General features: G+C 46.1%; 26 protein-coding genes. 15 read left to right on the forward strand and 11 right to left on the reverse strand.

Going from position 1 to position 24,145, the window contains the following annotated elements:
* Positions 1–22: 22 nt before the first annotated feature.
* Positions 23–961 (forward strand): NAD(P)H-hydrate dehydratase, encoded by a 939-nt coding sequence (locus tag P2W84_RS08700; protein ID WP_276089735.1) that lies wholly within the window; start codon positions 23–25, stop codon positions 959–961.
* Positions 962–967: 6 nt separating this feature from the next.
* Here P2W84_RS08700 and P2W84_RS08705 read toward each other — a convergent pair whose 3' ends face one another.
* From P2W84_RS08705 to P2W84_RS08720, 4 genes are all read right to left on the reverse strand, one after another.
* Positions 968–1,804, reverse strand: a complete 837-nt coding sequence (locus P2W84_RS08705; protein ID WP_276089736.1) for an anti-sigma factor — start codon at positions 1,802–1,804, stop codon at positions 968–970.
* Position 1,805: 1 nt separating this feature from the next.
* Positions 1,806–2,357 carry a sigma-70 family RNA polymerase sigma factor gene (locus P2W84_RS08710; protein WP_276089737.1) on the reverse strand — a complete coding sequence of 184 codons (552 nt, stop codon included), beginning with the start codon at positions 2,355–2,357 and terminating at the stop codon, positions 1,806–1,808.
* 55 nt (positions 2,358–2,412) lie between these two features.
* A complete protein-coding gene (gene lipA, locus P2W84_RS08715; RefSeq protein WP_276089738.1) occupies positions 2,413–3,291 on the reverse strand; it encodes a lipoyl synthase in 879 nt (292 codons plus the stop codon).
* A gap of 111 nt (positions 3,292–3,402) precedes the next feature.
* Positions 3,403–3,597, reverse strand: coding sequence for a cold shock domain-containing protein (locus tag P2W84_RS08720; RefSeq protein WP_276089739.1), 195 nt, complete (start codon positions 3,595–3,597; stop codon positions 3,403–3,405).
* Positions 3,598–3,772: 175 nt separating this feature from the next.
* Between P2W84_RS08720 and P2W84_RS08725 the strand changes: the two genes are divergently transcribed.
* Complete coding sequence (locus tag P2W84_RS08725; RefSeq protein ID WP_276089740.1) at positions 3,773–4,510, forward strand: SDR family oxidoreductase; 738 nt, start codon at positions 3,773–3,775, stop codon at positions 4,508–4,510.
* On the opposite strand, the gene ytxJ is transcribed toward P2W84_RS08725, so the two are convergent.
* The 4 genes from ytxJ to P2W84_RS08745 form a co-directional block, all read right to left on the reverse strand.
* Positions 4,503–4,832 (reverse strand): bacillithiol system redox-active protein YtxJ, encoded by a 330-nt coding sequence (gene ytxJ / locus P2W84_RS08730; RefSeq protein ID WP_276089741.1) that lies wholly within the window; start codon positions 4,830–4,832, stop codon positions 4,503–4,505. The two genes, P2W84_RS08725 and ytxJ, sit on opposite strands and share 8 nt — an antisense overlap.
* Positions 4,833–4,869: 37 nt before the next feature.
* Entirely contained in the window at positions 4,870–4,992 is a 123-nt protein-coding gene (locus P2W84_RS08735) for a hypothetical protein (RefSeq protein ID WP_276089742.1), read from the reverse strand.
* Between the two features lie 60 nt (positions 4,993–5,052).
* Positions 5,053–5,544, reverse strand: coding sequence for a 6,7-dimethyl-8-ribityllumazine synthase (ribH, locus tag P2W84_RS08740; protein WP_276089743.1), 492 nt, complete (start codon positions 5,542–5,544; stop codon positions 5,053–5,055).
* A gap of 105 nt (positions 5,545–5,649) precedes the next feature.
* Positions 5,650–6,318: a tetratricopeptide repeat protein gene (locus tag P2W84_RS08745; RefSeq protein WP_276089744.1), complete on the reverse strand. Its 669-nt coding sequence runs from the start codon at positions 6,316–6,318 to the stop codon at positions 5,650–5,652.
* Between the two features lie 180 nt (positions 6,319–6,498).
* Here P2W84_RS08745 and recF point away from each other — a divergent pair, with 180 nt between their 5' ends.
* Together recF and P2W84_RS08755 are read left to right on the forward strand one after the other, a co-directional pair.
* On the forward strand, positions 6,499–7,602 hold the full coding sequence (gene recF, locus P2W84_RS08750; protein ID WP_276090079.1) for a DNA replication and repair protein RecF: 1,104 nt from the start codon (positions 6,499–6,501) through the stop codon (positions 7,600–7,602).
* Positions 7,595–7,885, forward strand: a complete 291-nt coding sequence (locus P2W84_RS08755; protein ID WP_276089745.1) for a DUF721 domain-containing protein — start codon at positions 7,595–7,597, stop codon at positions 7,883–7,885. The genes recF and P2W84_RS08755 overlap by 8 nt, the downstream gene beginning before the upstream one ends.
* Positions 7,886–7,917: 32 nt before the next feature.
* Here P2W84_RS08755 and P2W84_RS08760 read toward each other — a convergent pair whose 3' ends face one another.
* The 3 genes from P2W84_RS08760 to P2W84_RS08770 form a co-directional block, all read right to left on the reverse strand.
* The gene (locus tag P2W84_RS08760; protein WP_276089746.1) at positions 7,918–8,085 is read right to left on the reverse strand and encodes a hypothetical protein; all 168 of its coding nucleotides are present in this window, start codon (positions 8,083–8,085) and stop codon (positions 7,918–7,920) included.
* Between the two features lie 81 nt (positions 8,086–8,166).
* Positions 8,167–8,919: an FKBP-type peptidyl-prolyl cis-trans isomerase gene (locus P2W84_RS08765; protein ID WP_276089747.1), complete on the reverse strand. Its 753-nt coding sequence runs from the start codon at positions 8,917–8,919 to the stop codon at positions 8,167–8,169.
* A gap of 14 nt (positions 8,920–8,933) precedes the next feature.
* Complete coding sequence (locus P2W84_RS08770; protein WP_276089748.1) at positions 8,934–9,353, reverse strand: nucleoside-diphosphate kinase; 420 nt, start codon at positions 9,351–9,353, stop codon at positions 8,934–8,936.
* 92 nt (positions 9,354–9,445) lie between these two features.
* Here P2W84_RS08770 and P2W84_RS08775 point away from each other — a divergent pair, with 92 nt between their 5' ends.
* The 11 genes from P2W84_RS08775 to P2W84_RS08825 all read left to right on the forward strand — a co-directional run bounded on the left by P2W84_RS08775 (position 9,446) and on the right by P2W84_RS08825 (position 24,142).
* A complete protein-coding gene (locus P2W84_RS08775) occupies positions 9,446–10,456 on the forward strand; it encodes a DHH family phosphoesterase (protein ID WP_276090080.1) in 1,011 nt (336 codons plus the stop codon).
* 7 nt (positions 10,457–10,463) lie between these two features.
* Positions 10,464–11,453: an FKBP-type peptidyl-prolyl cis-trans isomerase gene (locus P2W84_RS08780; RefSeq protein ID WP_276089749.1), complete on the forward strand. Its 990-nt coding sequence runs from the start codon at positions 10,464–10,466 to the stop codon at positions 11,451–11,453.
* Between the two features lie 79 nt (positions 11,454–11,532).
* A complete protein-coding gene (locus P2W84_RS08785; RefSeq protein WP_276089750.1) occupies positions 11,533–12,297 on the forward strand; it encodes a TatD family hydrolase in 765 nt (254 codons plus the stop codon).
* On the forward strand, positions 12,297–13,316 hold the full coding sequence (locus tag P2W84_RS08790; RefSeq protein WP_276089751.1) for a type I asparaginase: 1,020 nt from the start codon (positions 12,297–12,299) through the stop codon (positions 13,314–13,316). Before P2W84_RS08785 ends, P2W84_RS08790 begins: the two co-directional genes overlap by 1 nt.
* Positions 13,317–13,319: 3 nt before the next feature.
* Positions 13,320–14,693 (forward strand): MBL fold metallo-hydrolase, encoded by a 1,374-nt coding sequence (locus P2W84_RS08795; protein ID WP_276089752.1) that lies wholly within the window; start codon positions 13,320–13,322, stop codon positions 14,691–14,693.
* A 39-nt stretch (positions 14,694–14,732) separates the two neighbouring features.
* Positions 14,733–15,704 carry a polyprenyl synthetase family protein gene (locus P2W84_RS08800; RefSeq protein ID WP_276090081.1) on the forward strand — a complete coding sequence of 324 codons (972 nt, stop codon included), beginning with the start codon at positions 14,733–14,735 and terminating at the stop codon, positions 15,702–15,704.
* A 65-nt stretch (positions 15,705–15,769) separates the two neighbouring features.
* A complete protein-coding gene (locus P2W84_RS08805) occupies positions 15,770–16,339 on the forward strand; it encodes a sigma-70 family RNA polymerase sigma factor (protein ID WP_276089753.1) in 570 nt (189 codons plus the stop codon).
* Positions 16,340–16,418: 79 nt separating this feature from the next.
* The gene (locus P2W84_RS08810; RefSeq protein WP_276089754.1) at positions 16,419–17,444 is read left to right on the forward strand and encodes a FecR domain-containing protein; all 1,026 of its coding nucleotides are present in this window, start codon (positions 16,419–16,421) and stop codon (positions 17,442–17,444) included.
* A 106-nt stretch (positions 17,445–17,550) separates the two neighbouring features.
* The gene (locus P2W84_RS08815) at positions 17,551–21,006 is read left to right on the forward strand and encodes a SusC/RagA family TonB-linked outer membrane protein (protein ID WP_276089755.1); all 3,456 of its coding nucleotides are present in this window, start codon (positions 17,551–17,553) and stop codon (positions 21,004–21,006) included.
* A gap of 11 nt (positions 21,007–21,017) precedes the next feature.
* The gene (locus tag P2W84_RS08820) at positions 21,018–22,583 is read left to right on the forward strand and encodes a SusD/RagB family nutrient-binding outer membrane lipoprotein (protein WP_276089756.1); all 1,566 of its coding nucleotides are present in this window, start codon (positions 21,018–21,020) and stop codon (positions 22,581–22,583) included.
* A gap of 23 nt (positions 22,584–22,606) precedes the next feature.
* The gene (locus tag P2W84_RS08825) at positions 22,607–24,142 is read left to right on the forward strand and encodes a DUF5689 domain-containing protein (protein ID WP_276089757.1); all 1,536 of its coding nucleotides are present in this window, start codon (positions 22,607–22,609) and stop codon (positions 24,140–24,142) included.
* The last annotated feature ends 3 nt before the right edge of the window (positions 24,143–24,145 follow it).

The raw sequence follows: 24,145 nt of genomic DNA on the forward strand, positions 1-24,145 counted from the left end.
GTTCATTTCATATACTTTCTCTATGAGGTTATTCTTAAATAAGTATCTTCCCGATGCCTCTGCTCCAAGTGATATTGAAGTGGCTGAGGGACTGGCTGCGGGGACCGGATTTTTCCTGGTGAAGGAGGTTGATATTTCCGGACTTATTAGACCAAGGGATCTTTTCAGTCATAAAGGCACATATGGTCATGCCCTGATCGTCGCAGGGGCAACTGATACGATGGGTGCAGCCCTGCTTGCTGCCAGCGGCTGTATCCATGCGGGTGCAGGTCTTACGACAGTCAGCATACCTGAAAGCGGCCTTACCGCGCTCAATACCCTATTGCCTGAAGCGATGTTTACAGGCAGAGATGGATTGGGTGAGCCTGAAGCTTTCGAGAGATACAATGCGATTGCGGTCGGCCCGGGCATGAAACTCGCTGACGATATAAGTAATGAGGACGCAAATCTGTTTCAAGCCCTTTATCAGTTAAAAAAAAAGCCGGCGATAGTCATTGATGCAGAAGCGCTCCGTGAAATGGCCGTGAACAGAAACATGTTCAATGTGATGAGTAGCGGCAACATCCTTACTCCACATATGAGGGAATTTGACCGTCTTTTTGGCGAACACAAAACCTGGTGGGAGCGCATACAAACAGCATTGGATACTGCAGAACAGAAGAAATGTGTCATTGTACTGAAAAACAGATACACGTTTATCGCGTCCCCCGAAAGACGCTTGCTCATTAATCCTACCGGAAACCCTGCGATGGCACAAGGAGGTATGGGCGATGTCCTTACCGGAATCATTGCAGGATATCTCGCACAGGGGTACTCCGCGCTTAACGCGACTATGCTCGGCTGCTTTTTTCATGGTCTGGCAGGTGATGACCTGGCAACAAAGCAGTTCAATGTAACCGCCTCCCAAGTAGCTGCGCAACTGCCAGGAACTGTGAGGAAATTTCTTAAGGAAGTTAATTAATTATGGTTAGATAGATACGTTGCCTGCAACGATCATCTTGTCGAGGGTAGGTGTCGGGCTTCCGCCTTTTTTTTCCAGTGTTACGGCGAAAGTCTGGGCGCCCGCAATATCTTTCATGTTTACCAGGATTTTGGAGTGGTCTTTTCTGACATCAAATACACCCAGGTCTACCGGTTTTCCGTTGACTAATGCCCAGAGCTGATACTGATGTATATTATCATTGGCCGGAAGTACGGTTTTGGAATTGTCCATCATGACATGTTTTCCGCTTACATGCCAATATACCATCATGCTGGCTTTCGGGTCCATCGCCGTACCCGCAAGCTTCACGGCCTTCCAGTCAGGGTCTGACTTCATGTCCGCTATTTTTCTAAGGTCTTCGTTCTCAGACCTCATATAGTTTACCGTGCTGGTGTATTTCTGATTGTTTACGCTTAGCTCAGCAATCTGGTCCTTTGCGGTTCTGAGCGCATTACGTGTGGAAAATAGGGCTGCTACACTAATGGCCAACAACGCGATGCATGCAGCCAAAGCAAAGCGCAATGTCCTGATCTTTTGTTGATTGTTTATTTCACTTGCAAGCGGAGATACAGGCAGGGTTATTCTGGTTGCCGGATCAAGGCTGATGTGTGACATTATTTTTTCTCCCAGCTTTTCGGAAGGAGATACCGCGTGCAATAAAGCATATTGTTCCATGGCAATTTCAATCGCTTCCAGCTCCTGTTTCACTTCAGGATACTTTGCCGCCATTGACTCTACCTCAGCTTGTTCCTGCGCATTCAGCTGCCCAAGAACAAAGAGTTCAAGTATGCCAGATTCTATATATACTCTTGCTTCTTCCACTTTAGTTAAAATACTTTCTTAGTTCCCCAACAGCCATTCGGATACGAGTCTTTACTGTACCAAGGGGTAAATTCAGTTCCTCTGCGGCTTCTACGTGTGTATATCCCTTAAAATATACCATGTCCAGTACAGTTCTGTATTCCGGTTTCAGTGAGTTTACCATCTCCTTTATCCCTAGCAGATCCGCATTAAATGTAATCTCCTTCTGCGAATCAATGAAATCTACGTTATTTTCGATATCCTGGTTTTTTACGGCATTCCGGAAATCTCTGGAGCGGACTTTATCAATGGAAAGGTTGCGGGCAATGTTCATCATCCAGGTAAACAGACGGCCTTTACTGCTATCATAGGAAGCCGCAGAATGCCATATTTTTACAAATGTTTCCTGCAGGAGATCTTCGGCCAGCTCAGTTTGGGGTATAATTCTTGAAATAATACCCATTAATGCACCCGAATACATTTCATATAATGTCCTGACAGCAGTGGTGTCCTGACTTTTTAGTTTGCTGACAAGCTCGTCTTCGGAGATTGATATTTTTTTTGCGGGTGCCAATACCTAGCGAATATACGCAAAGAACAACAAGATCAAAATAGATTTTGTTTTCCCCTTAGAGGTCAAATAAATGCTTTTCAGCATGGTATGAAGAACGTACCAGTGGTCCGCTTTCCACATATCTTAACCCTTTGGACAGGCCGATCTTTTTATATCGGGCAAACTGGTCGGGATGTATCCAGTCGATTACAGGGTGGTGGTTACGGGTAGGTTGCAGGTATTGTCCTAATGTCAGGATATGTACGCCATTGGCGACCAGATCATCCATTGCCTCCAGTACATCTTCCTCAGTTTCACCGAGACCAAGCATGATGCCGGTCTTTGTTCTTAGACCGAATTCAGAGATGCGCCGCAGGCATTCCAGGCTACGGTCGTACTTTGCCTGTATCCTTACCTGTCTGGTCAGGCTTTTTACCGTTTCCATATTGTGGGAAACGACTTCAGGCCTTTCTTCCAACACACGGTACAGGTTGTCCCATTGGCCTTTGAAATCGGGTATTAAGGTTTCCAGTGTAGTTTCGGGACTTTCCCTGCGGATGGCCTTTAGGGTCTCAGACCAAATGACAGATCCTCCATCCTTCAGATCGTCCCTGTCTACTGACGTGATCACACAATGTTTAACCTGCATGAGTTTTACCGAATTGGCTACGCGATTCGGTTCATCGGTATCTACCGCCAACGGTCTGCCTGTGGCTACAGCACAGAATGAACATGAGCGTGTGCAGATGTTGCCGAGAATCATGAATGTCGCGGTGCCTGCACCCCAGCATTCTCCCATATTCGGGCAATTACCACTCTCGCATATTGTGTGCAGCTTATGTGTATCCACCAGGCTGCGTACCTGAGCATATTCTTTACCTACTGGGAGTTTTACCCTCAGCCAGTCCGGCTTGCGCTGTACTGGATTTTCTTTTACAACCGGAAGTGCGATCATACGGCAAAGTTAAGCAATACAGTTGAATAGTTTGTATCGATAGCCGCCCCCATTGGCTGGTGATGCTTATTTGATAAAAATCTGATAAAAGGCATGGTAGCCTTTACCGTCTTACGACTGAATTAAACGGACATTAACTGCATTAACGCCTTTTTTACCTTCCTTTTCTTCGAACTCTACTTTGTCATGCTGTTTGATCTGATCGACGAGTCCTGAAATATGAACAAAGACTTCATCTCCATTGTCAGCTTTAATGAACCCAAATCCCTTTTCGGTGTTGAAGAATTTAACTGTACCGGTTTTCATAGTATATTCTAAAAAATTAAGCCGTTAATATAGCAATTCTGTTCGATATGTACGTTCAGAAAAATAAATCGCTTACTAACAAGCGGATATACACTTTATAAAGATTGGATTGGCGCTGTTTTTGTGTCTAAAAGCAGCGTAAAAGGATGAATGAAACTAAGAAACAAATCATATCATGAGTATAGAGAATAAGGTCGTTTACATTACGGGTGGTACAAAGGGTATTGGCTTTGGTATTGCGAAAGCACTGGTGGAGGCAGGTTTGAAAGTAGCGATCTCCGGACGAAAACTGGAAGACGCAAAAGATGCAAAGACCCGCCTGCTGAAAGAAGCCCGGCTGGCAGATGGGGCTTTGGCTGACCAGGGCCATGTGCTGGCAATTGCTTCGGATGTGCGTGATTTTAACGACGAGCAGAGGGCAGTTGAGGGTATCGTAGCGACGTTCGGTAAGCTGGATGTGGTCATTGCGAATGCGGGATTGGGCAAATTTGCACCAGTGGACCAGTTAAGTCTAGAAGACTGGAATGCCATGATTGCTACAAACCTTACGGGCGTATTTCATACCCTTAAGGCAAGTGTGGAAGAACTTAAGAAAAATACAGGGTACTATATCAGCATTGCGAGCCTTGCCGGTACGAATTTCTTTGCGGGAGGCTCAGGTTATAATGCATCTAAATTTGGTGTGGTGGGTTTCACGCAGGCTGCTATGCTGGATTTAAGGGATTACGGGGTGAAAACTACGACCATCATGCCCGGGTCGGTAACTTCTCATTTCAATGACCACGAACCAAATGATGCTGATGGTTGGAAGATACAGCCTTCGGACATTGGGCAAATGATACTAGACTTGCTGAAGATGAATCCTAATGTGCTGCCAAGTAAGATTGAGGTGAGGCCAACCAGGACTAAATAATAGTTTCCGCTATTTCTTCAGCAGAGATGTCACTGTGCGAGGCATCGAGTACGCATTCGCCGTCTTTTATGAGCAGGATCTGAGGCGATTCATGATGCACTTGGAATGTCTCGGCAATCTGATTGGAGATATTACGGTATGTAATGAGGTCTAAAAAGTAAAGTGGCGTATCTGAAGGAATGGAATCCCAATCGAGTTCAAAACGTCTTTTGGCCATTGCGCTCACAGAACAGCGTGTACTGTGTTTGAAAATGAGGCTGTAGCCCTGTCGGTTTTTTATCTGGCTGACTTGTTCTGGGTCGGTAATGTTTTTCCACTGCATCTTTATCATTTTCTGTCTTTAAATATCATTGCCTGGACTATCCCCTGCGCCGTTTGCCTTCCGGATAAGAACTATAGGCAGGGCAGATACGGCTGGAGCAGGCTTCCAGTACAGTTATTGCAAAAAATACGCCAAGTAATAGAATCGCTACTTTCATCATTGATCTGGATTTAGAGATACAATACTAAACTACAGTTTTTTCGCTAAAGTATACAAAAATTTAGAGCGAGGCTGAAAATGCCGCCATCTTAATCGCGGTAATCGCGGCCTCATCACCTTTATTACCATGTTTTCCACCTGCGCGATCTATGGCTTGCTGCTGGTCATTGGTAGTCAATACTCCAAAGATAACGGGCTTGCTATATTTAACACTAACCTGAGTGATGCCATTGGCTACGGCATCGCAGATAAAATCAAAGTGCCTGGTATCGCCCTGAATGACACAACCCAGACAGATAACGGCATCGAGATCAGGACGCTTCTGAAGCAAAATGTCTGCTGCTGAGCTCAGTTCAAAACTGCCGGGCACGGTTACAGTTAAGATATGCTCTTCTTTTACATTATGCTTCAGCAGGGTTTGAAAGGCCCCGTTATAAAGACTACCGGTAATTTCGGCGTTCCATTCTGCCACTGCGATCGCAAATTTATAACGTGAACCATCAGGTACTGTAGTATGTGAAAAGTCTGAGAGGTTTTTGAGTTGTGTTGCCATATATGCAAAGGTACGGTTTTGCCGGTAAATGAACTGTGCGCTATGACGATATAAAAAAAGCCGGCTAGCAGCCGGCTTTATCATTCATTTTGATAAAGAAACTATTTATTTAGCTTGTGCTTCAGCGCGGGCAATGTACTCGTCGATCATTGCGGCTTCTGCACTTTCGGGATATTGTGTCCTGATCTTGGTGTAAGCCTCGGCTGCACTGTTAAAGTCTTTTTCTGCTTCGTAAACCAGGCCGAGTTTCTTCAGAAACAACGGTGAAGTAAATTTGTTGCTGGACTTATCGGCGGCTTTTTTATAGTAGGTAATGGCCTGCTTATAATCTTTCAACTCACTGTATGCATCGCCCAGAAGACCAAGCGCAAGCGGGTCAGCTACCGGGCTGCCAGTTTCCGCGTAATTACCCAGGGATTCGATAGCCTTTTTATACTCGCCTTTGCGCAGGTAAATGCCACCCAGGTAAAGGCTGGCCAAATTAGCCGATTTGGTGTTGTTGTATTCTTCTGCGATCTTTGCAAAACCCGGATAATCTATGCCCCCGTTTATGGCTTTATTGGCCAGGGAATCGGTACCGAGCAGGCGTTCCGCCTTATACATTTTAGCAGCGGCTTCTTCAGCCCGGTCCTTCAGGTATACGTTCTGATACCAAATATAGATACCGATCAAAACGACAATGGCCCCGGCGATGAACAGCAGGCTTTTAGTATTTTCCTGTAAAAACGCACCTTTCTTTACCGGCTGTGTTATCTCATTTTCTGTTGTGGACATAATTGTGTAATAAAATTAAGGATTGCAAAAATACAGTTTTACATTAAAGTATCAACTGGTTTTTTCAGTATTTAATGGGCTGATTGTTAATCAGAAGCAGCTTTTCTCCGGGAGTAGCGAATAATTCCGGAGATGGTCTCTGAATTGACAGGACGAAACGGTAACTTTGAAGCTGATCTTATGTGGTTAAAAAACATTACACTGCTCAATTTTAAAAACTATATGGATGCGGACCTTAGCTTTTCAAGGACCGTGAATGTATTTGTAGGCCATAATGGGGCAGGTAAGACAAATATGCTGGATGCAATCCATTATCTGTGTTTGTGCAAGAGTTATTTTAACCCGATAGACAGTCAGCAGATCAAGGCCGAAACAGATTTATTCCTGGTGCAGGGAGACTTTGACCGGCAGAACAAAAATGAAAAGATCTCTTGCGGGGTGAAACGCAACCAGAAGAAACAGTTTAAGCGCAACAAAAAGGAATACGACAAGCTGGCTGACCATATCGGACTATTTCCGCTTGTAATGATCTCGCCCTATGATACTAACATCGTAATGGAGGGTAGTGAGGAACGCAGGCGTTTTATAGACAATGTCATCTCTCAGACGGATACACAATATTTGGATGAACTCATTCTTTACAATCGTCATTTACAGAACCGCAACGCTCTGCTGAAGCAGATTTCCATAACGCGGAACTATGACCCTGCACTGCTGGAAATACTAAACGACCAGCTGGTCGTCTCTGGGGAAAGAATATTTGCTAAAAGGAAGCAGTTTATGCAGACATTTATCCCCTTGTTTGACCAGTATTACTATTACCTAACGGGAGGAGAGGAAACGGTGGGATTGGAATATCAGAGCCAACTGGACAGTGCTGATTTTGGCCAGATGCTCCTGCAGTCAACTGAGAAGGACAAGTTGCTGGAACGAACGACGACAGGCATCCATAAGGATGAGCTTGTGTTTACACTTTCGGGGATGCAGTTGAAAAAGTTTGGCTCGCAAGGTCAGCAGAAGTCTTTTCTCATCGCATTAAAACTTGCACAATATGCTTATCTGCAACAGTATAAAGGTTTCAAGCCGTTATTGCTACTTGATGACATTTTTGATAAACTTGATGATCTGAGGGTGCATAAGCTTATGGAAATGGTCTCGCGTGACGACTTCGGGCAGATTTTCATTACAGATACCGGTCGGGAACGGGTGGAGACTCTGTTTAACAGGATAAATGTACCCGTAGCACTTTTTGAAGTACATAACGGAACGATAAAGCATGCGTAAACCGAATGATATTACGATGAAGGAGGCAATTGAGAAGTTGCTGAATGTTTATCGCCTTAAAGGCAGATATGATGAAACATCTGTAGTGGCTTTCTGGCCTGAACTGATGGGTAAAGCTGTGGCCAACAGGACGACGCAAATCTATGTATCGCAAAAGAAGCTGTTTGTGCGCCTGGAATCTTCAGTAGTGAAGAATGAACTGCTCATGGTTAGGGCTGGCATTATTCAGAAGATCAATGAAAAGGCGGGTACTGAAGTAATCACAGAGATTGTATTTCTGTAATCTGGGCAACATTAACCGCTTGAAGCGGTTGATCAGAAAATCTTACTGATAAGCCAGATAATCAGTGCCAGTACGAGGACTACGATGATGACCCCAGTCCATACCCCAGCCTTGAAGATGCCTTCGATGAGTTCGCAACTGGACAGTGTGGTACAGAGAAGCGCAAGTAATGCGAGCGGGAAGTGGCTTTTATTTGTCATAGGTCTTTGTTGTTATAAGAGAATTGTAATTATTGATGTTCTTATAACAACAAAGATCTGTGACAATAGTTTGGAGAAGTCTTATTGATTACCATTTGCAGGCTTCACCTTCAATAATTCTATCTCAAAGATCAACGTGCTGTATGGAGGAATGTCCTGCCCCGCACCCCTTTCTCCGTAGGCCAACTGATAAGGGATAAAGAACTTGTATTTTGCGCCGGTCTGCATGAGTTGAACTCCCTCTGTCCATCCGCGGATAACGCCGTTTAGGGCCAGGTCCAGGGGCTCATTCCTGTCATAAGAGCTGTCAAATTGCTTGCCGTTCAGAAGAGTTCCCTTGTAATGTACAGTTACGGTATCGGTAGCCTTGGGTGCAGCACCTGTACCTTTGGTAATAATTTGGTACTGCAGGCCGCTTGGGGTTACCTGTATGCCTGGTTGCTTGCTGTTGTTTTCAAGAAAAGCCTTTCCTTCGGCGATTGCAGGTCCGAATTTCTTTTCATTAGCGGCATTAAACGCCTTCATGATGGCTGCTTGTCCGCTTTCCTGGTTAAGTAAGGAGGAATTGCCGCTGAAGGCGTCGCGTACACCTTTTACAAGCAGGTCGTAATTCAGCGCAGTGATACCATTATTTTTAAGGCTGGCGGCCATTGCTGACCCAAAGGCATAGCTTGCTGAGTCCAGGTTGTTTTTGAGTGTGATAGCCGGTGACCCGGTCTTTACCGTGGCTGGTTTGGCAGTTGCTGTGCCGGCTTTTTTAACCGGTGCCTTTGTTTGGGCAAATGCTGCTATAGTGCATATTGGCATTAAGGCAGTAATGAGAATTTTCTTCATTCGTTCATTGGTAGTTAGAAACGTTCTTCTGCAGTGAAGAAGAAATTGCCTTCTATCTCTGCATTGGCGTCTGAATCTGAACCGTGAATGGCATTGGCATCAATGGATTTGGCATATTTACGGCGAATAGTGCCTTCTGCAGCCTGTGCCGGATTAGTTGCTCCAATCAGCGTCCTGAACTCCTCTATTGCGTTGTCCTTTTCCAGGATAGCGGCAATGATAGGTCCTGAAGACATGAAATTCACCAGGTCGTTATAAAAAGGACGTTCTTTGTGGATTTCGTAGAATTTGCCTGCGGCCTCCGGAGTAAGCCTGGTGTATTTTAAGGCTATGATCCTGAAACCTGCTTTGGTGATGTCGTCGATAATTGCCCCGATATGGCCGTTTGCCACAGCATCCGGCTTGATCATGGTAAAAGTTCTGTTGGTAATCATCTTTAATAATTTCGATTTTTTTGCAAAATTACATTTTATACTGTTAATATTAAAGCTGCAAAATATAATCCTTAGCTTTGGCGCCTAATATGATGTTGCCCATTTCAGAAATAAAGTCCCTGCTGGCTACGCCGCAGAAGATCGTGATCACTACACACCATAAGCCAGATGGAGATGCGATGGGCTCTTCACTTGGGCTTTATGCTTATCTGATTCAGTTGGGGCACCATGTTCAGGTAATTACGCCAACTGACTATCCTTATTTTCTGCACTGGATGCCCAACAATGCTGAAGTAATCGTGTTTACCGAAGCACAGGAACAGGCAGCAGAGCTGGTAGCAAATGCGTCGCTGATCTTTTGCCTGGATTTTAACAGTCTTGGAAGGATCAATGAACTTGGCGAACTGGTGCGTGTGGCGCCTGGCTATAAGCTGATGATCGACCATCACCTGGAGCCGGAGGATTTCGATGATTACCGCCACTGGGACATCAATGCCTGTGCCTCTGCGCAACTGGTCTATGATTTCATCGTAAACGAGCTGGGTGACGGTAAGCGGATGAATAAAGACATTGCGACCTGTCTTTACACAGGTATCATGACTGATTCTGGGTCTTTCCGATTTGAATCGGCTACTTCTTCAGTTTACCGCATCGCAGCAGACCTGATCGACATGGGAGCGGAGCACTGGAGAATACATCAGTTGGTGTACGATAATGCCACTGAAAACCGTTTACGTTTTTTGGGACATTGCATCAGTAGTAAGCTGGAAATACTCCGTGCGTACAATACTGCTATTATCGCAGTGAGCCGCCAGGAATTGCAGGAGTATGATATCGTAACGGGCGATACTGAGGGTATAGTCAATTATGCACTCTCTGTCAACGGCATCAGACTGGCTGCATTTATTATTGAGCGAACTGATAAAGTAAAGTTATCTTTGCGCTCTACTGGGGATTTTCCTGCCAACGAGATCTGTAAGAAGTACTTCAACGGAGGCGGACACAGAAATGCTGCGGGAGGTGTTTCCGAAACAGATCTTGGAGAGACCGTACAAAAGTTTAAATCGATATTAACCGAATATAAAACACAATTATTACAATAAATATAAAATGAAGAAAGGTATAGTAATTCTTTTCGCAGCTACCCTGGGGCTGGCTGCCTGTAACAACTACAAGAAAGGCCAGGGTGGCCTGATGTACAAGATCCACAAAGATGGAGGTAACGCCAAGATCGCAGAAGGCGACATCGTAAAGCTCAATTTTATTCAGAAAACGGAAAAGGATTCTGTACTGTTCAGTACTTATGACATTGACCAGGCCCAGGTTTTCCCTGTGGCAAAGAAGCAATATGCAGGTGATATGAACGATGTGCTGTACCTTTTTGGTGAAGGTGACAGTGCTACCTTTAAATTGGACCTGGACACCATGGCCAAACACACCAATAATCCTAAACCACCTTATGCGGCAAAAGATAAATATCTTGTCTTTACGGTAAAAGTAGAGAAGGTATTGAAGAAGAACGCTAAAGAAGCAGACAGTGCATTTCAGAGAAGAGCGCAGGATTTCTTTCAAAAGGACTATATGGCAGGCGTAGAGCGCCTGAAAAAGGCGGAAGCTGGTAAGATTACAAAATTCATTGAAGACAATAAGCTGAAGACTCAAACGACTACTTCAGGTCTTCAATATGTAATCAATGCCCCTGGTGATTCGCAAAGGCCGGCTCCTGGTGATACCATTATGCTGAACTATACCGGAAAACTGCTGACCAAGAAAAAAGACGGTAAGGAAATGATCTTTGATACTTCGATAGAGAAGACTGCTAAAGAAGCAGGCATTCACCACCCTATGGCGCAATACGGCCCGCGTAAGTTTACGCTTGGCGCTGCGATCCCAGGTTTTGATGAAGGTATTCAACTGATCGGAAAAGGTGGAAAGATTCTGCTGATTATACCTTCTAAACTGGGATATGGTGAAAACGGACAACCTCAGGCTAAGATCACGCCTTATTCTCCACTGGCGTTTGAGATAGAGCTGGTTGATATCAAGAAGCCTGGAACCGCACCTGTTGCCACCACGCCAGTTGCTCCTGTTAAGAAATAGGCGCTCTTGTAACGGAAGTGTACAATCGAAATAAGAACCCTGTCCGGTACCGGACAGGGTTTTTTCATTATCTTTGACCATGCTAACTGATACTCATACCCATCTGTATTACGAAACGGATGCGGATAAACTGGCGGTGCTGATGGGACGCTGCTTTGAGCAGGGTATAACCCGGCTCTTTTTACCCAATGTGGATATGGCATCTGTCACAAAGATAGATTTGATGGTGCAGCGTTATCCGGAAAACTGTTTTGCAATGGCAGGCCTGCATCCCTGCGAAGTAAAGGAAGACTACGAAGATCTGCTGGACCAGATCTGCGAAAGTATGGCCGACCGCGAAATATGTGCTATCGGAGAGATCGGGATTGACCTGTACTGGGACAAATCTACACTGGAGCATCAGAAGGCAGCTTTCCGTGAACAGATCAATTGGGCGAAGGATATGGAGCTACCTATTGTGATCCATTGCCGGGAAGCGTTTGATGAGGTTTTTGAAGTGCTGGAAGCTGAACAGGATGAACAGCTGAGCGGCATTTTTCATTGTTTTACCGGTAATATTGACCAGGCACACAGGGCTATTGGAATGGGCTTTTACCTGGGTATCGGTGGCGTAGTGACCTACAAGAATTCGGGACTTGACGAAGTATTGAAACAAGTGCCGCTTTCCAGTATTGTTCTGGAAACAGATTCGCCTTATCTGGCACCAGTGCCTTTTCGCGGGAAACCTAACGAGAGCAGCTACCTGGTCCATGTTGCCAGGAAGGTGGCAGAGATTTACGGACGGGATCAGGAGGAGATCGCTGCCATAACTACCGAAAACTCTAAACGCATATTTGGCAAGTGATGACGAGTATACTCATTATTTATACCGGAGGTACGATCGGGATGATCAATGATCCTGTAAAGGGAGATCTTGTTCCCTTTGATTTCAGACAGATCAGGCAGAACGTACCTGAGCTGGGCCGTCTGGACTATAACCTGGAGGTCTATTCGTTTGACCCGATCCTCGATTCTTCTAATATGACGCCTGATATCTGGGCGCAGATCGCAGTGCTGATCCGGGACAGCTATGGGTCTTATGATGGCTTCGTGATCCTTCATGGCTCGGATACGATGGCCTTTACTGCATCTGCGCTGAGTTTTATGCTGGAAAATCTGGGTAAGCCAGTAGTGCTTACCGGCTCCCAACTGCCTATAGGTGAGATCAGGACAGATGCTAAGGAAAATCTGATCACTGCACTGGAGATTGCGGCAACCAAAAAGCCGGACGGCCAGCCTATGGTGCCTGAAGTTTGTGTCTACTTTGATTACCAGTTGCTGAGGGGTAACCGTTCCATTAAATACAATTCTGAGAAGTTCGAGGCTTTCCGTTCCCCTAATTATCCCCTGCTGGCCGAAGCAGGTGTTACACTCTCTTTTTTTAATAACTATATCCTGCCCCAGCCCAAACATGAGCTTATTGTCCACCTGGATTATGATCCTAATATTGGTGTACTTAAGCTTTATCCTGGTATCTCTGAACTGGCAGTGCGGGCAGTGACTTCGTCAACGGTAACGGCTATCGTGATGGAGACTTTTGGCTCGGGAAATACAAGTACGGCAGACTGGTTCATTAATTGTTTGCAGGAGGCTATTGATGCCGGTAAGGTCATTGTTGACATTACGCAATGCCAGAGAGGTTCTGTGGAACTTGGCATGTATCAAACAAGCAGACGGTTAAAGGAGATCGGTATTGTAAGCGGTTACGATATGACTTTTGAGGCAGCAACAACTAAACTCATGTACCTGATGGGGCAGCAGTTGAATAAGTCTGAGGTGGTCAGACTGATGGCTACGGAATTAAGGGGTGAACTAACCACATAAATGATGATCATTGAACAAATTTATACAGGCTGTCTTGCGGAGGCTGCCTATTATATAGAAAGCAGCGGCGAAGCAGCGATTATTGACCCTCTTCGGGAAATTGGGCCTTACCTAAAGCGCGCGGAAAAAGGAAATGCCCGGATCAGCTATATTTTCGAAACCCATTTTCACGCGGATTTTGTATCGGGGCATATTGACCTGGCTGAGCAATCGGGTGCGACCATTGTATACGGACCTACAGCGGAAACTACTTTTCCTGCTCATATTGCTTCGGATGGGGAGGTTTTCAGGATCGGGGAGCTGACGATTACCGTACTGCATACACCTGGCCATACACCCGAGTCGGTAACTTACCTGTTGAAGGATGAGAAAGGCAAGCCTTATTGCATCTTTACCGGTGATACTTTATTTATAGGTGATGTTGGCCGGCCCGATCTGGCTCAGCAGGGAAAGATGACAATGGAAGATATGGCAGGTATCCTCTATGACTCACTGCATACCAAGATACTTGGACTGCCAGATGAGGTCATCGTTTATCCTGCTCATGGGGCGGGCTCCGCTTGCGGCAAGAACATCAGCCGTGAAACCTCTGATACACTTGGACGCCAAAAGGCGACGAATTATGCATTGAAAGCTGGGAGCCGTGAGCAGTTTATCAAAGAGGTAACCTCTGGGATTTTACCCCCGCCGCAATATTTTGCAAAGAACGCGGCGATGAACAAAAATGGCTATGAACGTTTTGCCAAGATTATTGAAAAGGGAACGAAAGCGCTGGATCCTGATGATTTTGAGCAACTGGCCGTTGTTACCGGTGCCCTGGTGCTGGATACGCGCACATCACATGATTTTGCGGCCGGCTTTATTCCGGGTGCGATCAATATAGGTCTTGACGGACAATTTGCACCCTGGGTAGGGGCGCTGGTGAGCGAAATGGAACAGCCACTGCTGCTGTTGACTGAACCAGGCAGGGAAGAAGAGGCAGTTATGCGCTTGTCCAGAGTGGGGTATGACCATACGATAGGCTATCTCAAAGGGGGATTTGCAGCCTGGACATTGGCTGGAAAGCAGACCGACAGCATCTTTTCGGTAAGTGCGGAAGAATTTATGCGGGTTCCTGCGGGAGGGGCAGAAGTACTTGACGTACGCAAGCCGGACGAATATGAAGACGGACATCTGAAAGAGGCCCTGCTGCGTCCGCTTGATTACATTAACGACTGGACAAATGAATTAACCGGAACACCGGAAAAAATCTATTATGTTCACTGTGCGGGAGGTTACCGTTCCATGATCGCAGCATCTATACTGAAGGCACGCGGAGTCGACAAGGTAATCAATATAGAGGGTGGGTATACGGCGCTGAAAGCCGTGAAAATCTGAGAAAAATCTTTATGTTTGCACACGAATTTTTATAGCGTAATGCCTGGAATAGACCAGATAAAAAAACCGATTGCTGCAGACATTGATGCCTTTGAGTCCAAATTTAAGGACTCGATGCACAGTGATGCCCCCTTGCTCGACCGCATTACGCACTACATTGTCAAGCGTAAAGGCAAGCAGATAAGACCGATGTTCGTATTTTTTGCGGCAAAGCTCTGCGGAGGGATCACTGAATCTACACATAGGGGAGCGGCACTTGTAGAGCTGTTGCATACGGCTACCCTGGTGCATGATGATGTTGTGGACAATGCTTATGAGCGCCGGGGCTTCTTTTCAATCAATGCGCTGTGGAAAAACAAAATTGCGGTACTTGTCGGCGATTACCTGCTGGCCAAAGGGTTGTTACTTTCTGTAAACAATAGTGAGTTCCGCTTGCTGCAAATTGTTTCCGAAGCGGTAAGACAGATGAGCGAGGGAGAACTGCTGCAGATTGAGAAGGTAAGGCGTATGGACATTAGCGAGATGTTGTATTTTGATGTGATCCGTCAAAAGACAGCTTCTCTGATTGCGTCCTGTTGTGCTTGCGGAGCTGCTTCCGCCGGGGCAGATGAAGCTACGATCGAGAAAATGCGGATGTTCGGTGAAAAGGTGGGTATAGCTTTTCAGATCAAGGACGATACCTTCGACTTTGGTACTGACGATGTGGGCAAGCCTTTAGGCATTGATATTAAGGAAAAGAAAGTTACCCTGCCGCTAATCTATGCACTGAACAGAGTAGAGAAGCCAGAAAGGAAACGCATAGTGAGTCTGGTAAAAAATCATCAGGACGATCCGGCGAAGATCAAAGAGATCATTGACTTTGTAAACGGTCAGGAAGGGGTGTATTACGCACATAAGAAAATGCTGGAATATCAGCAGGAAGCCTTTGATATCCTGGACAGTTTTGCCCCTGGTGATGCCCGTACCGGATTAGAACAATTGGTGCGCTACACTACCGAACGTAAAAAGTAAGGTACAGATATTTAACACTGACCTAACATTACCTCTTTACTTTTGCGGAAAATAACCACAAAGCCATGTACGCCCAGCATACAGACGAAGTTCTAGCCGATCTTTTGCGGAAAGATGATGTAATGGCGCTCGAAACACTTTTTACCCGGTATTACAGGCAACTCTGCCAGTTTTGTAATATCTATACCAGAGATTATCCAGCTGCGGAAGAACTCGTTGCAGATATTTTCATCAGGATCTGGGACAGCAGAAAAAACCGTGAGATCGGAAAACCCAAAGAATATCTCTTTGTTGCGGCAAAGCACAGCTCGCTTAACTACCTGCAAAAGTTAAAGGCCGTCCCGGGACCTGCAGAGCAACTAGACGATGATGCTATGTTTCCACAGGACAACCACACTCCCTTTCATATTCTTGCGGGAAGGGAATCTTACAGGGAAATTTTCTCTGTTATCGATAAGCTTCCTGCCAGACAGCGAGAGGTGCTGCTAATGAGCCGTATTGAAAATATAGAAAAATCTCGTATTGCGGACTTGCTGGGGATTACGGTGAGAACTGTGGAAACTCTCCTTTATCAGTCGGTAAAGCAATTGCGACAGCAGCTCAGGGATCCGCAGGACCAGCGTTCTGGCGGTTAATGATTTCTTAATATAACCTTAATGGGCTGCACTACGTAAGCAGGAGCAAAAAGTTGTCTTCCTATCAGAACACCATAAAATGGAAGACAGGGAATACAGGTTAATCACTGCCTATTTTGAAAGGGCCATCGATGACAGCGGACTGACGGAACTGCAATTGTGGATCGACGAACGCCCGGAACATCTGGAAGCATTCATCAACACAATGAAAGTCCTGGAAGCATCTGCCGCGTACCTTGGGCAGCCTGTCAGGATGGAGCAGAGTTGGGTGAAAGTAAAGGCACATAGTGAAGCCGGAGTATTAAAGCGATTTCGGTTAGGGAAGCTAAAGAACTGGCCTTTATATGCAGCAGCCAGTCTGTTGCTGGCGGCCGTTGCCATAGTGATGTATGGATATCGGTTTAGTCCTACTGACGAAACGCCGGTATTTGCTGAGATCAGTAATCCCGAGGGACAACAGTCTCGGATTTTATTGCCTGATAGTTCGGTGGTATACCTGGCTGGCGGTAGCCGTATCCGTTATGAAAAGAGTTTTTCGGGGAAGGAACGCGATATCTATTTGGATGGAGAAGCTTTTTTTGACGTGGTACACCGCCCGGACCGGCCCTTCGTGGTAAAAAGCGGTAATATCTCGACCGTAGTGCTAGGAACTTCTTTTAATGTCAGGGCTTTCAGGACGGACGATAAAATAGTGGTGACTGTGAAGACCGGAAGAGTAGGCATAATGTGTTCGGACTCCGGACGACAACAACTTTTACGCTATCTCGTGCCTGATGAGCAAATTGAGATCAACACCGCCACTGGCTTGTATACGTTCAATGATGCAGATGCAGCAGCAGTGAGTGCCTGGGTCCGTAACGAATTTATCTTTTACAATACGCCGCTGAGGGAAATTGCCAGTTCCCTGGAACACCGTTATGGAGTAAGTATACAATTTACAGACGATGAACTGGGCAAAGGCCGCTATACAGCCAAATTTAGAAACATGCCACTTAAGGCAGTGCTGGATGACCTGAGCCTGCTTTCCGGTTTGGGTTATACGCTCAGAGACAACCAGGTCTTTATTACCAAACAACATCAAAAAGGAGGAAAGATCATGAAATAACCTTACCAGAAGATCATAAAAAGTCCGGACGGGCTATTACCAGCAACCCGCCGGACATCAGTAAAATTTAAACTCGGGAATTAATAAGTATAAATTAAGTAAATATATGAATAAGTTATGGTTGCTAACCATATTGGTGCTTTTAAGGTTGTCTTTTTGCCCTGCTGAAATAAAGGCACAGACAGTCGTTGATAAGACCATTACGTTCGGAGTGCAGGCGACGACCTTAAAAAAAGCATTCCAGGAACTGGAAAAGCTGAGTGGCCTGTCCATTAATTACAGCAATACCAAATTAAACGATCAGCGTGTAGTTACTGTGCCGAAAGCTGAACTCACTGTCAAGCAGGTGCTTGGAATGCTGCTCAACGGAACAACGTTTACCTTTAAAATGGGTAACGGCAGTAATGTACTGATCGTAGAAAAGCCGGTTGGGGGGAAGATCAGCGGAAGGATACTTGACGAAAATGACCAGCCACTGCCCAGCGCCATTGTAAGGATCACCAGTCTCGGCATTTCCAGGCAGACTGATCATGATGGCCGCTATACACTGGAGGCAGAACCCGGAACCTATACCGTGGAGATCTCTTTCATCTCTTATGAAAAGTTCAGGCGCGAAAATATACAGGTGCGGGCTGGATCTTCGGTTACTCTGAACGCCAAACTTGTTCCGGCAGACAATGCATTATCGGAAGTAGTTGTGACTGCTCTTGGTATCAAACGGGAAGAAAAATCCCTGGGCTACGCGGTAACAAAAATAGACAGCACACAGCTGACCGGTGCAATTTCCAGCAACTGGACTGATGCCCTGTCGGGTAAAGTGGCAGGGTTGAACCTGGTCCGTAATGGAGGTCCTGCGGGATCAAATAAAATCATTTTGCGCGGAGAAAATAACCTTACCGGCGATAATGAGGCTTTGATCGTTATTGACGGTGTTGTGGCGTCAAGCAGTTCAAAACGTACTGCTGCTACTGGTGGTGGTGTCTATGGTACTTCGGGTGATATTATGCCAGCCGACTTTGGCAGCGGGTTGAACGATCTGAACCCTGACGACATTGAAGAGGTGACCGTGTTGAAAGGCCCCGCTGCTTCGGCGCTGTATGGACAAAGAGGTGCTAACGGCGCCATTATCATTACGACTAAATCGGCAAAGAAAGGCAGAAAGGGCCTGGGCATTACCTTTACCTCCAACAGCACCTGGGAAGATGTGAACCGTGGTCCGGACAGGCAACAGGAGTTTGGGGCTGGTGTTTATGGTAACTCTTATTTCTCATACGGAGCCACTGTAGACGGACCAAGTACTAATGCCACCAGTTCCACCTGGGGGCCGCCATTGAATACAGGAAGTATGTTTTACCAGTTTGACCCGGTAACCAAAGCAAGAGGTGTAAACCGGACTCCATGGGTGTCTTATGAGGATCCTATTGATGCATTTTTCGTTACCGGCTTTGAATCGAGCAATTCAGTAAGCCTTGACGGTACGCTGCACAATGTCGGACTGCGGTTGTCCGCCAGTCATAGTGAGAACGAATGGATCGTACCCAATACGGGGCTGGAAAGAACAAGCGTTTCGCTGAATGCCAATACCAACCTCACGAAAAGGCTCAACATTAACCTAAAGGCGATGTACAGCAACAGATATAGTGATAACCTGCCTGCTACCGGCTATGGTAACCAGTCATTGATGTACTGGTTCATGTTCGCGCAGCCAAACGTGAACGTTGACTGGTACAGAGATTATTGGGCACCGGGCAAGGAGTATCAGCAATTGATTAATATTACCACTACCAATCCGGAAAGTCCCTATGCCATTTCTGAACAATATATCAATGCGCAAAGACGCAACGGGGCACTGGGTAATATTCAGGCTAATTATAAATTTACAGATGAGCTGAGCCTGATGGCCAGGGCGTCGGTGGATTACAATAAGGATATCCGTGAAACCCGGCGTCCATGGGATGCCGCCGGGAATAAATTTGCCCAAGGCTCTTATCGGGTTGCAAATATCCGCTCTTATGAGATCAATGTAGATTTCCTGCTAAAATACAATAAGCGTTTTAACAAAGACCTGCAGCTGACCGCATCTTTGGGAGGCAGCCAGATGCGCAACGTCTATGACAAAATAGAAAGACGTGCGGACGGCCTGGTAATACCAAACTGGTATAGTCTGCTGAACAACCAGAACCCATTGGTATATGTTCCGGATACGGCACGCTATAGAATCAACAGCTTTTATGCGGCTACATCGTTCAGCTATAAGAACTACTTATTCCTTGATCTTACCGGTCGTCAGGACTGGAACAGTACTCTGGCAACCATTACCAGGACAGATAATGTGGGCTTTTTCTATCCTTCAGCAAGTATTGCCTTCATCGCTTCGGATTACTGGAAGTTGCCTAAGCTGATTGACTTTGCAAAGGTAAGAGCTTCTGTTGCACAGGTAGGTAGCGGCAGTACCATTCCGTATCGTACGGCCTATAATTATGTATATGCCTCGGACGGAATTTACCCAGACAGTGCGATGAACAATCCCAGGACATTGCCAAACCCTAACCTGAAACCGCTGATAACCACTACAGTAGAACTTGGTCTCGAGTTGAAAACACTTAGGAACCGCTTAAACTTCGACCTTGCTGTATATTCCGGAAATACAAAAAATCAGATCCTGAACCGGATTGTAGATAAGGCTACCGGCTACAATGTGCAAGTTGTGAATATAGGCCGTGTAGATAATAAAGGCATTGAGCTAGCGATTAATGGCACGCCTGTAAAAACGAAAAACTTCAGCTGGACGGCATTTGGAACATTCACTGCAAACAGGAACAAGATCCGGGAACTGGCTGATAGTTCTGTAGTGCTCCGCACCGGCGCTCTGGGTGGTGGCCAGGTCGTGGCTAACGCAGGCGGTAGTATGGGTGATCTGTATGGAAGGGGCTATCTACGCTCGCCAGACGGACAGATTGTATTTAATCCAGTTACCGGCGTGGCTCTGGAAAATCCTGACTTGCTTTATCTCGGCAATACCTTACCCAAGTTTAAGTTCAGTTTTGGCACCGGCCTTACCTATAAGCGGATCAGCATGAACGTCTTATTTGATGCGCAGCTTGGTGCCGTAGGACATTCACTTACCTTTTCCAGGATGGCTTCACTGGGTAAAAGCACAGTTACATTGCCAGGGAGGTATAATGGTGTGATCGGGGACGGTGTAATCAAGAACGCCGATGGTACCTACCGGAAAAATGATGTAATCGCTTCTGATATTGCAGCATACTATGAATCGATTTATGGCAGTGGCCAGGCAGAGGGCAGTATCTTCCGTACAGATTTCCTTAAGTTCAGGGAGGCAAGTATCGCCTATTCTTTCAGCAAGAGACTATTACAGGGTCTTGGTATAAACAGTGCAACCCTGAGCGTTTACGGCCGTAACCTGTTTATCTGGTCTCCGTGGCCGGCATTCGATCCGGAGTTTGGGACTCTGGCGGGCTCAGATATCGTGCAGGGATTTGAAACCGGACAATTGCCGTCTACCCGAACTATCGGTCTGCGTTTTGTTATGGGCATTTAATTACAAGAATTATGAAGAAGATTAGAAATACAGTTGCATATACATTCCTTGCGATAGCGGGGCTGCTGACGGCTTCCTGCACCAAGGACTTTACCGAAATTAATACCGATCCTATCGGCAAGAGCAGCACAAATGCTAACCAGTTGCTGGCGCCTGCACTTGTGAACGTGCTAAGCACCAATTTGTACCGTAACTGGAACTTTAACAATCAGCTGATGCAGGTAACTGTAGAGATCAATGATTCAGAGGGTAGGGTGTTCCGTTATGACGTAAGAAGGACCTGGGCCGACTATACCTGGAATAACTGGTATCAGAACCTTACTGACCTAAAGGACATGTACAGCATTGCCAGCCAGCCAGAACACCTGAATAAATCTTATCAGGCGATATCGCTGATTACGCAAACCTGGGTATATTCCCTGCTAACCGACACTTATGGCGATGTTCCCTACAGTCAGGCTAATATGGGCAAGGATGGCATTACACAGCCTGCTTTTGACCAGCAGAAGGATATCTATGCCGACATGTTCGGTAAACTTGAACAGGCGAATGACCTGCTGAAGGAAGGTACGGCCATTGTCGCAACTAGCGACCCGGTCTATAAGGGCGATCTTGATAAATGGAGAAGGTTCTGCAACTCGCTTTATCTGCGGTTGCTACTTCGTGCCTCAGGTAAATCAGAAGTAGCTTCGACTATAATTGCAAAAATCAAGGAGATTGTAGACACTAATCCCGGCGAGTATCCGATCATGGAAGACAATAGCCACACTGCAAGAATCCTTTGGAATGGCACAAATAGCAGCACTGCAGTATATTCCTCTCCTTTTATGGTGAATATCCGTGCGGTAGATTTCAGAAGCATGCCGATCTGTGACTTCTTTTTAGGTAAGCTGGTCGCCTGGGACGATCCGAGGGTAGACCCGGCCCTGGGTATTAATAGTGTACCTCGTCTTGGCATAGATAAAGGCGCTGATGGCTATGTAGGCATTCCAAGTGGCTCAGCGCCCGGAGCCGGTCTGACGATGCAGGCGCATTTCAATTCAGACACCGAGAATAAGACTACCTTACAGACCGATCCGAATACTGGTATTATTATGAATTGCGCCGAGGTGAGCTTTATCCTGGCAGAAGCAGCCGCCAAAGGCTGGATATCGGGCGCTGCAGAAAACTACTATTATAAGGGTATGGCTTATGCGATCAATTATTGGATGCCGACTTATATTACAAGTCCGGCAGACACGAAGTTCATCACTTATGTAACTGATGCCAATATCAAGTGGGATCCGAGCCTTCCGCTGGACGCAACAGGTGCAGGTAGCAAAAGCAAAATGGAATTGATCCATATACAAAAGTACTATGCCATGTTCCTCGTCGATTTTCAGCAATGGTTTGAATACAGACGTACCGGCCATCCGATCTTGCCGAAGGGTACCGGCCTGGCTAATGGTGGCAGGATGCCGGCAAGGCTGAACTATCCGCTGGTTACCCAGTCGACCAACCCGACCAGTTATAAAAATGCGGTTGCCGTACAGGGACCTGACGATATCAATACCCTGGTATGGTGGCAAAAACCCTAGTGTTTATTTAACGATAAAATTCCATGAAGAGGATAATAAAGAAAAAAATGTTGATCGCCGGGGCGTGTTTGGCTATTCTGGCAGGGTGTAAGCGTGATAGTGATTATGTAAAGAGCACACCAAGCACTTATATTTCCAACCTGGACCTAAGAAAGCTTTACAGAGGCTCCGAACTTGTGCTGACCAAGGATGTAATGCGCGGAGCGACCGTGGTGACAGGTCAGGTTACTTCTGACCATTCTGGAAATAACCTGCCTGCCGGCCTGTTGTTTCTACAGAACACTAGGCAAACCGGTAGCGGGATCGATTCGTTACGGGGGATGGCGATCAATATTGGTGCCGCTGCGGCGAATTATATACCGGGTGATTCTGTGAATGTAGTCATTGAAGGCGGAGTATTGAAACGGGTAAACGGCATTTTGCAGATTACTGGAGTAGCAGCTTCTGGCGTACAGAAGGTAGGTTCAAACGTTAAGCTAAAAGTTATACCTATTTCTGCGCTAAGTATGCTGGCTAAGCCTGAGAACTTTGAGGGGTGTCTGGGAGTAGTTTACAACTGCAATTTTGAACCCAATATCGGGGTTGAAACTCTGGAAGGCGTTAAGAGGCTCAATGAAGGCTCCGGCGACATGCAGATGAATGTAAATTCAACTGCAAATTTCAGGGCTGAACTGTTGCCATGGTCGGCTAATGTGCAGGGAATTGTACTTCCTTCGGCTACTACTGGAGTGCCGCAGATCTGGCCGCGTAGGAAAGCGGATTTCATAGCGACCAGCATCATTGTTGATCCAAATGTGCCGCTTGGGCCCAATCCGGCGATCATCGCAGGTTATTTTGCAAATCCTTCAGGCACAGATGCAAATTATGAGTATATACAGTTTATGGCAACCCAGGACCTGGATTTCAGGCAGAAGCCCTTTACGGTATACACTACAAATAACGCGGGAGCATCTACGCCAACAGGATATCCTGTTAATGGATGGAATACCGGTGGCCTCCGTACCTATAAGTTTAGTATCACCAAGGGAACTGTGGCAAAAGGTAATTTCTTCTATGTTGGTGGTTATAAGCAGATTGCCGGCATAACCTCCACAGACATCAGCCAGGCCAACTGGGTAGTAAGCAAGCTCTATAATGACAACGAAGGAGATGATGGTACTGGAGATAAAACTGCCAATCTGCTTGCCAACAGTGGTAATGCTGCCGGTGTTGCCATTTTCGCAACAAATTCGGTAAGTATGACTACCGAGCCGTCTGATGTGGTGTTTTTTGCGGGGAATGGGAACATCTACAGCAATGGTATGGGCTATTCAATTACTACTAACGATCTTTACAGTACCTTGAATGGTACTACGCCGCAGCCGTTCTACAAGCAAGGAACCAATACTATAGGCTTTGCGGCGCCAGTGGACAGTGAGTTTAGCTATCTTGGGGGTGTATATGATGCTGCAGCCAAAAAATGGACAGTCAAGCGTGTACATAAAACCATCCCGGTAGCCAAAGCCGCACCTTTATCGGTAATTGAAAAAATGCCAGGGGTCACGAAGGTTGAAAATTAGTCA

This window comes from Pedobacter sp. JY14-1 (genome assembly GCF_029269825.1).
In the GTDB taxonomy this organism is placed as follows: Bacteria; Bacteroidota; Bacteroidia; order Sphingobacteriales; family Sphingobacteriaceae; genus Pedobacter.

Excerpts from the sequence above, each read along its gene's own strand:
- P2W84_RS08700 (WP_276089735.1), top strand. The coding sequence starts at position 23 with ATGAGGTTATTCTTAAATAAGTATCTTCCCGATGCCTCTGCTCCAAGT.
- lipA (WP_276089738.1), bottom strand. The coding sequence starts at position 3,291 with ATGATCGCACTTCCGGTTGTAAAAGAAAATCCAGTACAGCGCAAGCCG.
- P2W84_RS08720 (WP_276089739.1), bottom strand. The coding sequence starts at position 3,597 with ATGAAAACCGGTACAGTTAAATTCTTCAACACCGAAAAGGGATTTGGG.
- P2W84_RS08725 (WP_276089740.1), top strand. The coding sequence starts at position 3,773 with ATGAGTATAGAGAATAAGGTCGTTTACATTACGGGTGGTACAAAGGGT.
- ytxJ (WP_276089741.1), bottom strand. The coding sequence starts at position 4,832 with ATGCAGTGGAAAAACATTACCGACCCAGAACAAGTCAGCCAGATAAAA.
- P2W84_RS08735 (WP_276089742.1), bottom strand. The coding sequence starts at position 4,992 with ATGATGAAAGTAGCGATTCTATTACTTGGCGTATTTTTTGCAATAACT.
- ribH (WP_276089743.1), bottom strand. The coding sequence starts at position 5,544 with ATGGCAACACAACTCAAAAACCTCTCAGACTTTTCACATACTACAGTA.
- P2W84_RS08745 (WP_276089744.1), bottom strand. The coding sequence starts at position 6,318 with ATGTCCACAACAGAAAATGAGATAACACAGCCGGTAAAGAAAGGTGCG.
- recF (WP_276090079.1), top strand. The coding sequence starts at position 6,499 with ATGTGGTTAAAAAACATTACACTGCTCAATTTTAAAAACTATATGGAT.
- P2W84_RS08755 (WP_276089745.1), top strand. The coding sequence starts at position 7,595 with ATGCGTAAACCGAATGATATTACGATGAAGGAGGCAATTGAGAAGTTG.
- P2W84_RS08760 (WP_276089746.1), bottom strand. The coding sequence starts at position 8,085 with ATGACAAATAAAAGCCACTTCCCGCTCGCATTACTTGCGCTTCTCTGT.
- P2W84_RS08765 (WP_276089747.1), bottom strand. The coding sequence starts at position 8,919 with ATGAAGAAAATTCTCATTACTGCCTTAATGCCAATATGCACTATAGCA.
- P2W84_RS08770 (WP_276089748.1), bottom strand. The coding sequence starts at position 9,353 with ATGATTACCAACAGAACTTTTACCATGATCAAGCCGGATGCTGTGGCA.
- P2W84_RS08775 (WP_276090080.1), top strand. The coding sequence starts at position 9,446 with ATGTTGCCCATTTCAGAAATAAAGTCCCTGCTGGCTACGCCGCAGAAG.
- P2W84_RS08780 (WP_276089749.1), top strand. The coding sequence starts at position 10,464 with ATGAAGAAAGGTATAGTAATTCTTTTCGCAGCTACCCTGGGGCTGGCT.
- P2W84_RS08785 (WP_276089750.1), top strand. The coding sequence starts at position 11,533 with ATGCTAACTGATACTCATACCCATCTGTATTACGAAACGGATGCGGAT.
- P2W84_RS08790 (WP_276089751.1), top strand. The coding sequence starts at position 12,297 with ATGACGAGTATACTCATTATTTATACCGGAGGTACGATCGGGATGATC.
- P2W84_RS08795 (WP_276089752.1), top strand. The coding sequence starts at position 13,320 with ATGATCATTGAACAAATTTATACAGGCTGTCTTGCGGAGGCTGCCTAT.
- P2W84_RS08800 (WP_276090081.1), top strand. The coding sequence starts at position 14,733 with ATGCCTGGAATAGACCAGATAAAAAAACCGATTGCTGCAGACATTGAT.
- P2W84_RS08805 (WP_276089753.1), top strand. The coding sequence starts at position 15,770 with ATGTACGCCCAGCATACAGACGAAGTTCTAGCCGATCTTTTGCGGAAA.
- P2W84_RS08810 (WP_276089754.1), top strand. The coding sequence starts at position 16,419 with ATGGAAGACAGGGAATACAGGTTAATCACTGCCTATTTTGAAAGGGCC.
- P2W84_RS08815 (WP_276089755.1), top strand. The coding sequence starts at position 17,551 with ATGAATAAGTTATGGTTGCTAACCATATTGGTGCTTTTAAGGTTGTCT.
- P2W84_RS08820 (WP_276089756.1), top strand. The coding sequence starts at position 21,018 with ATGAAGAAGATTAGAAATACAGTTGCATATACATTCCTTGCGATAGCG.
- P2W84_RS08825 (WP_276089757.1), top strand. The coding sequence starts at position 22,607 with ATGAAGAGGATAATAAAGAAAAAAATGTTGATCGCCGGGGCGTGTTTG.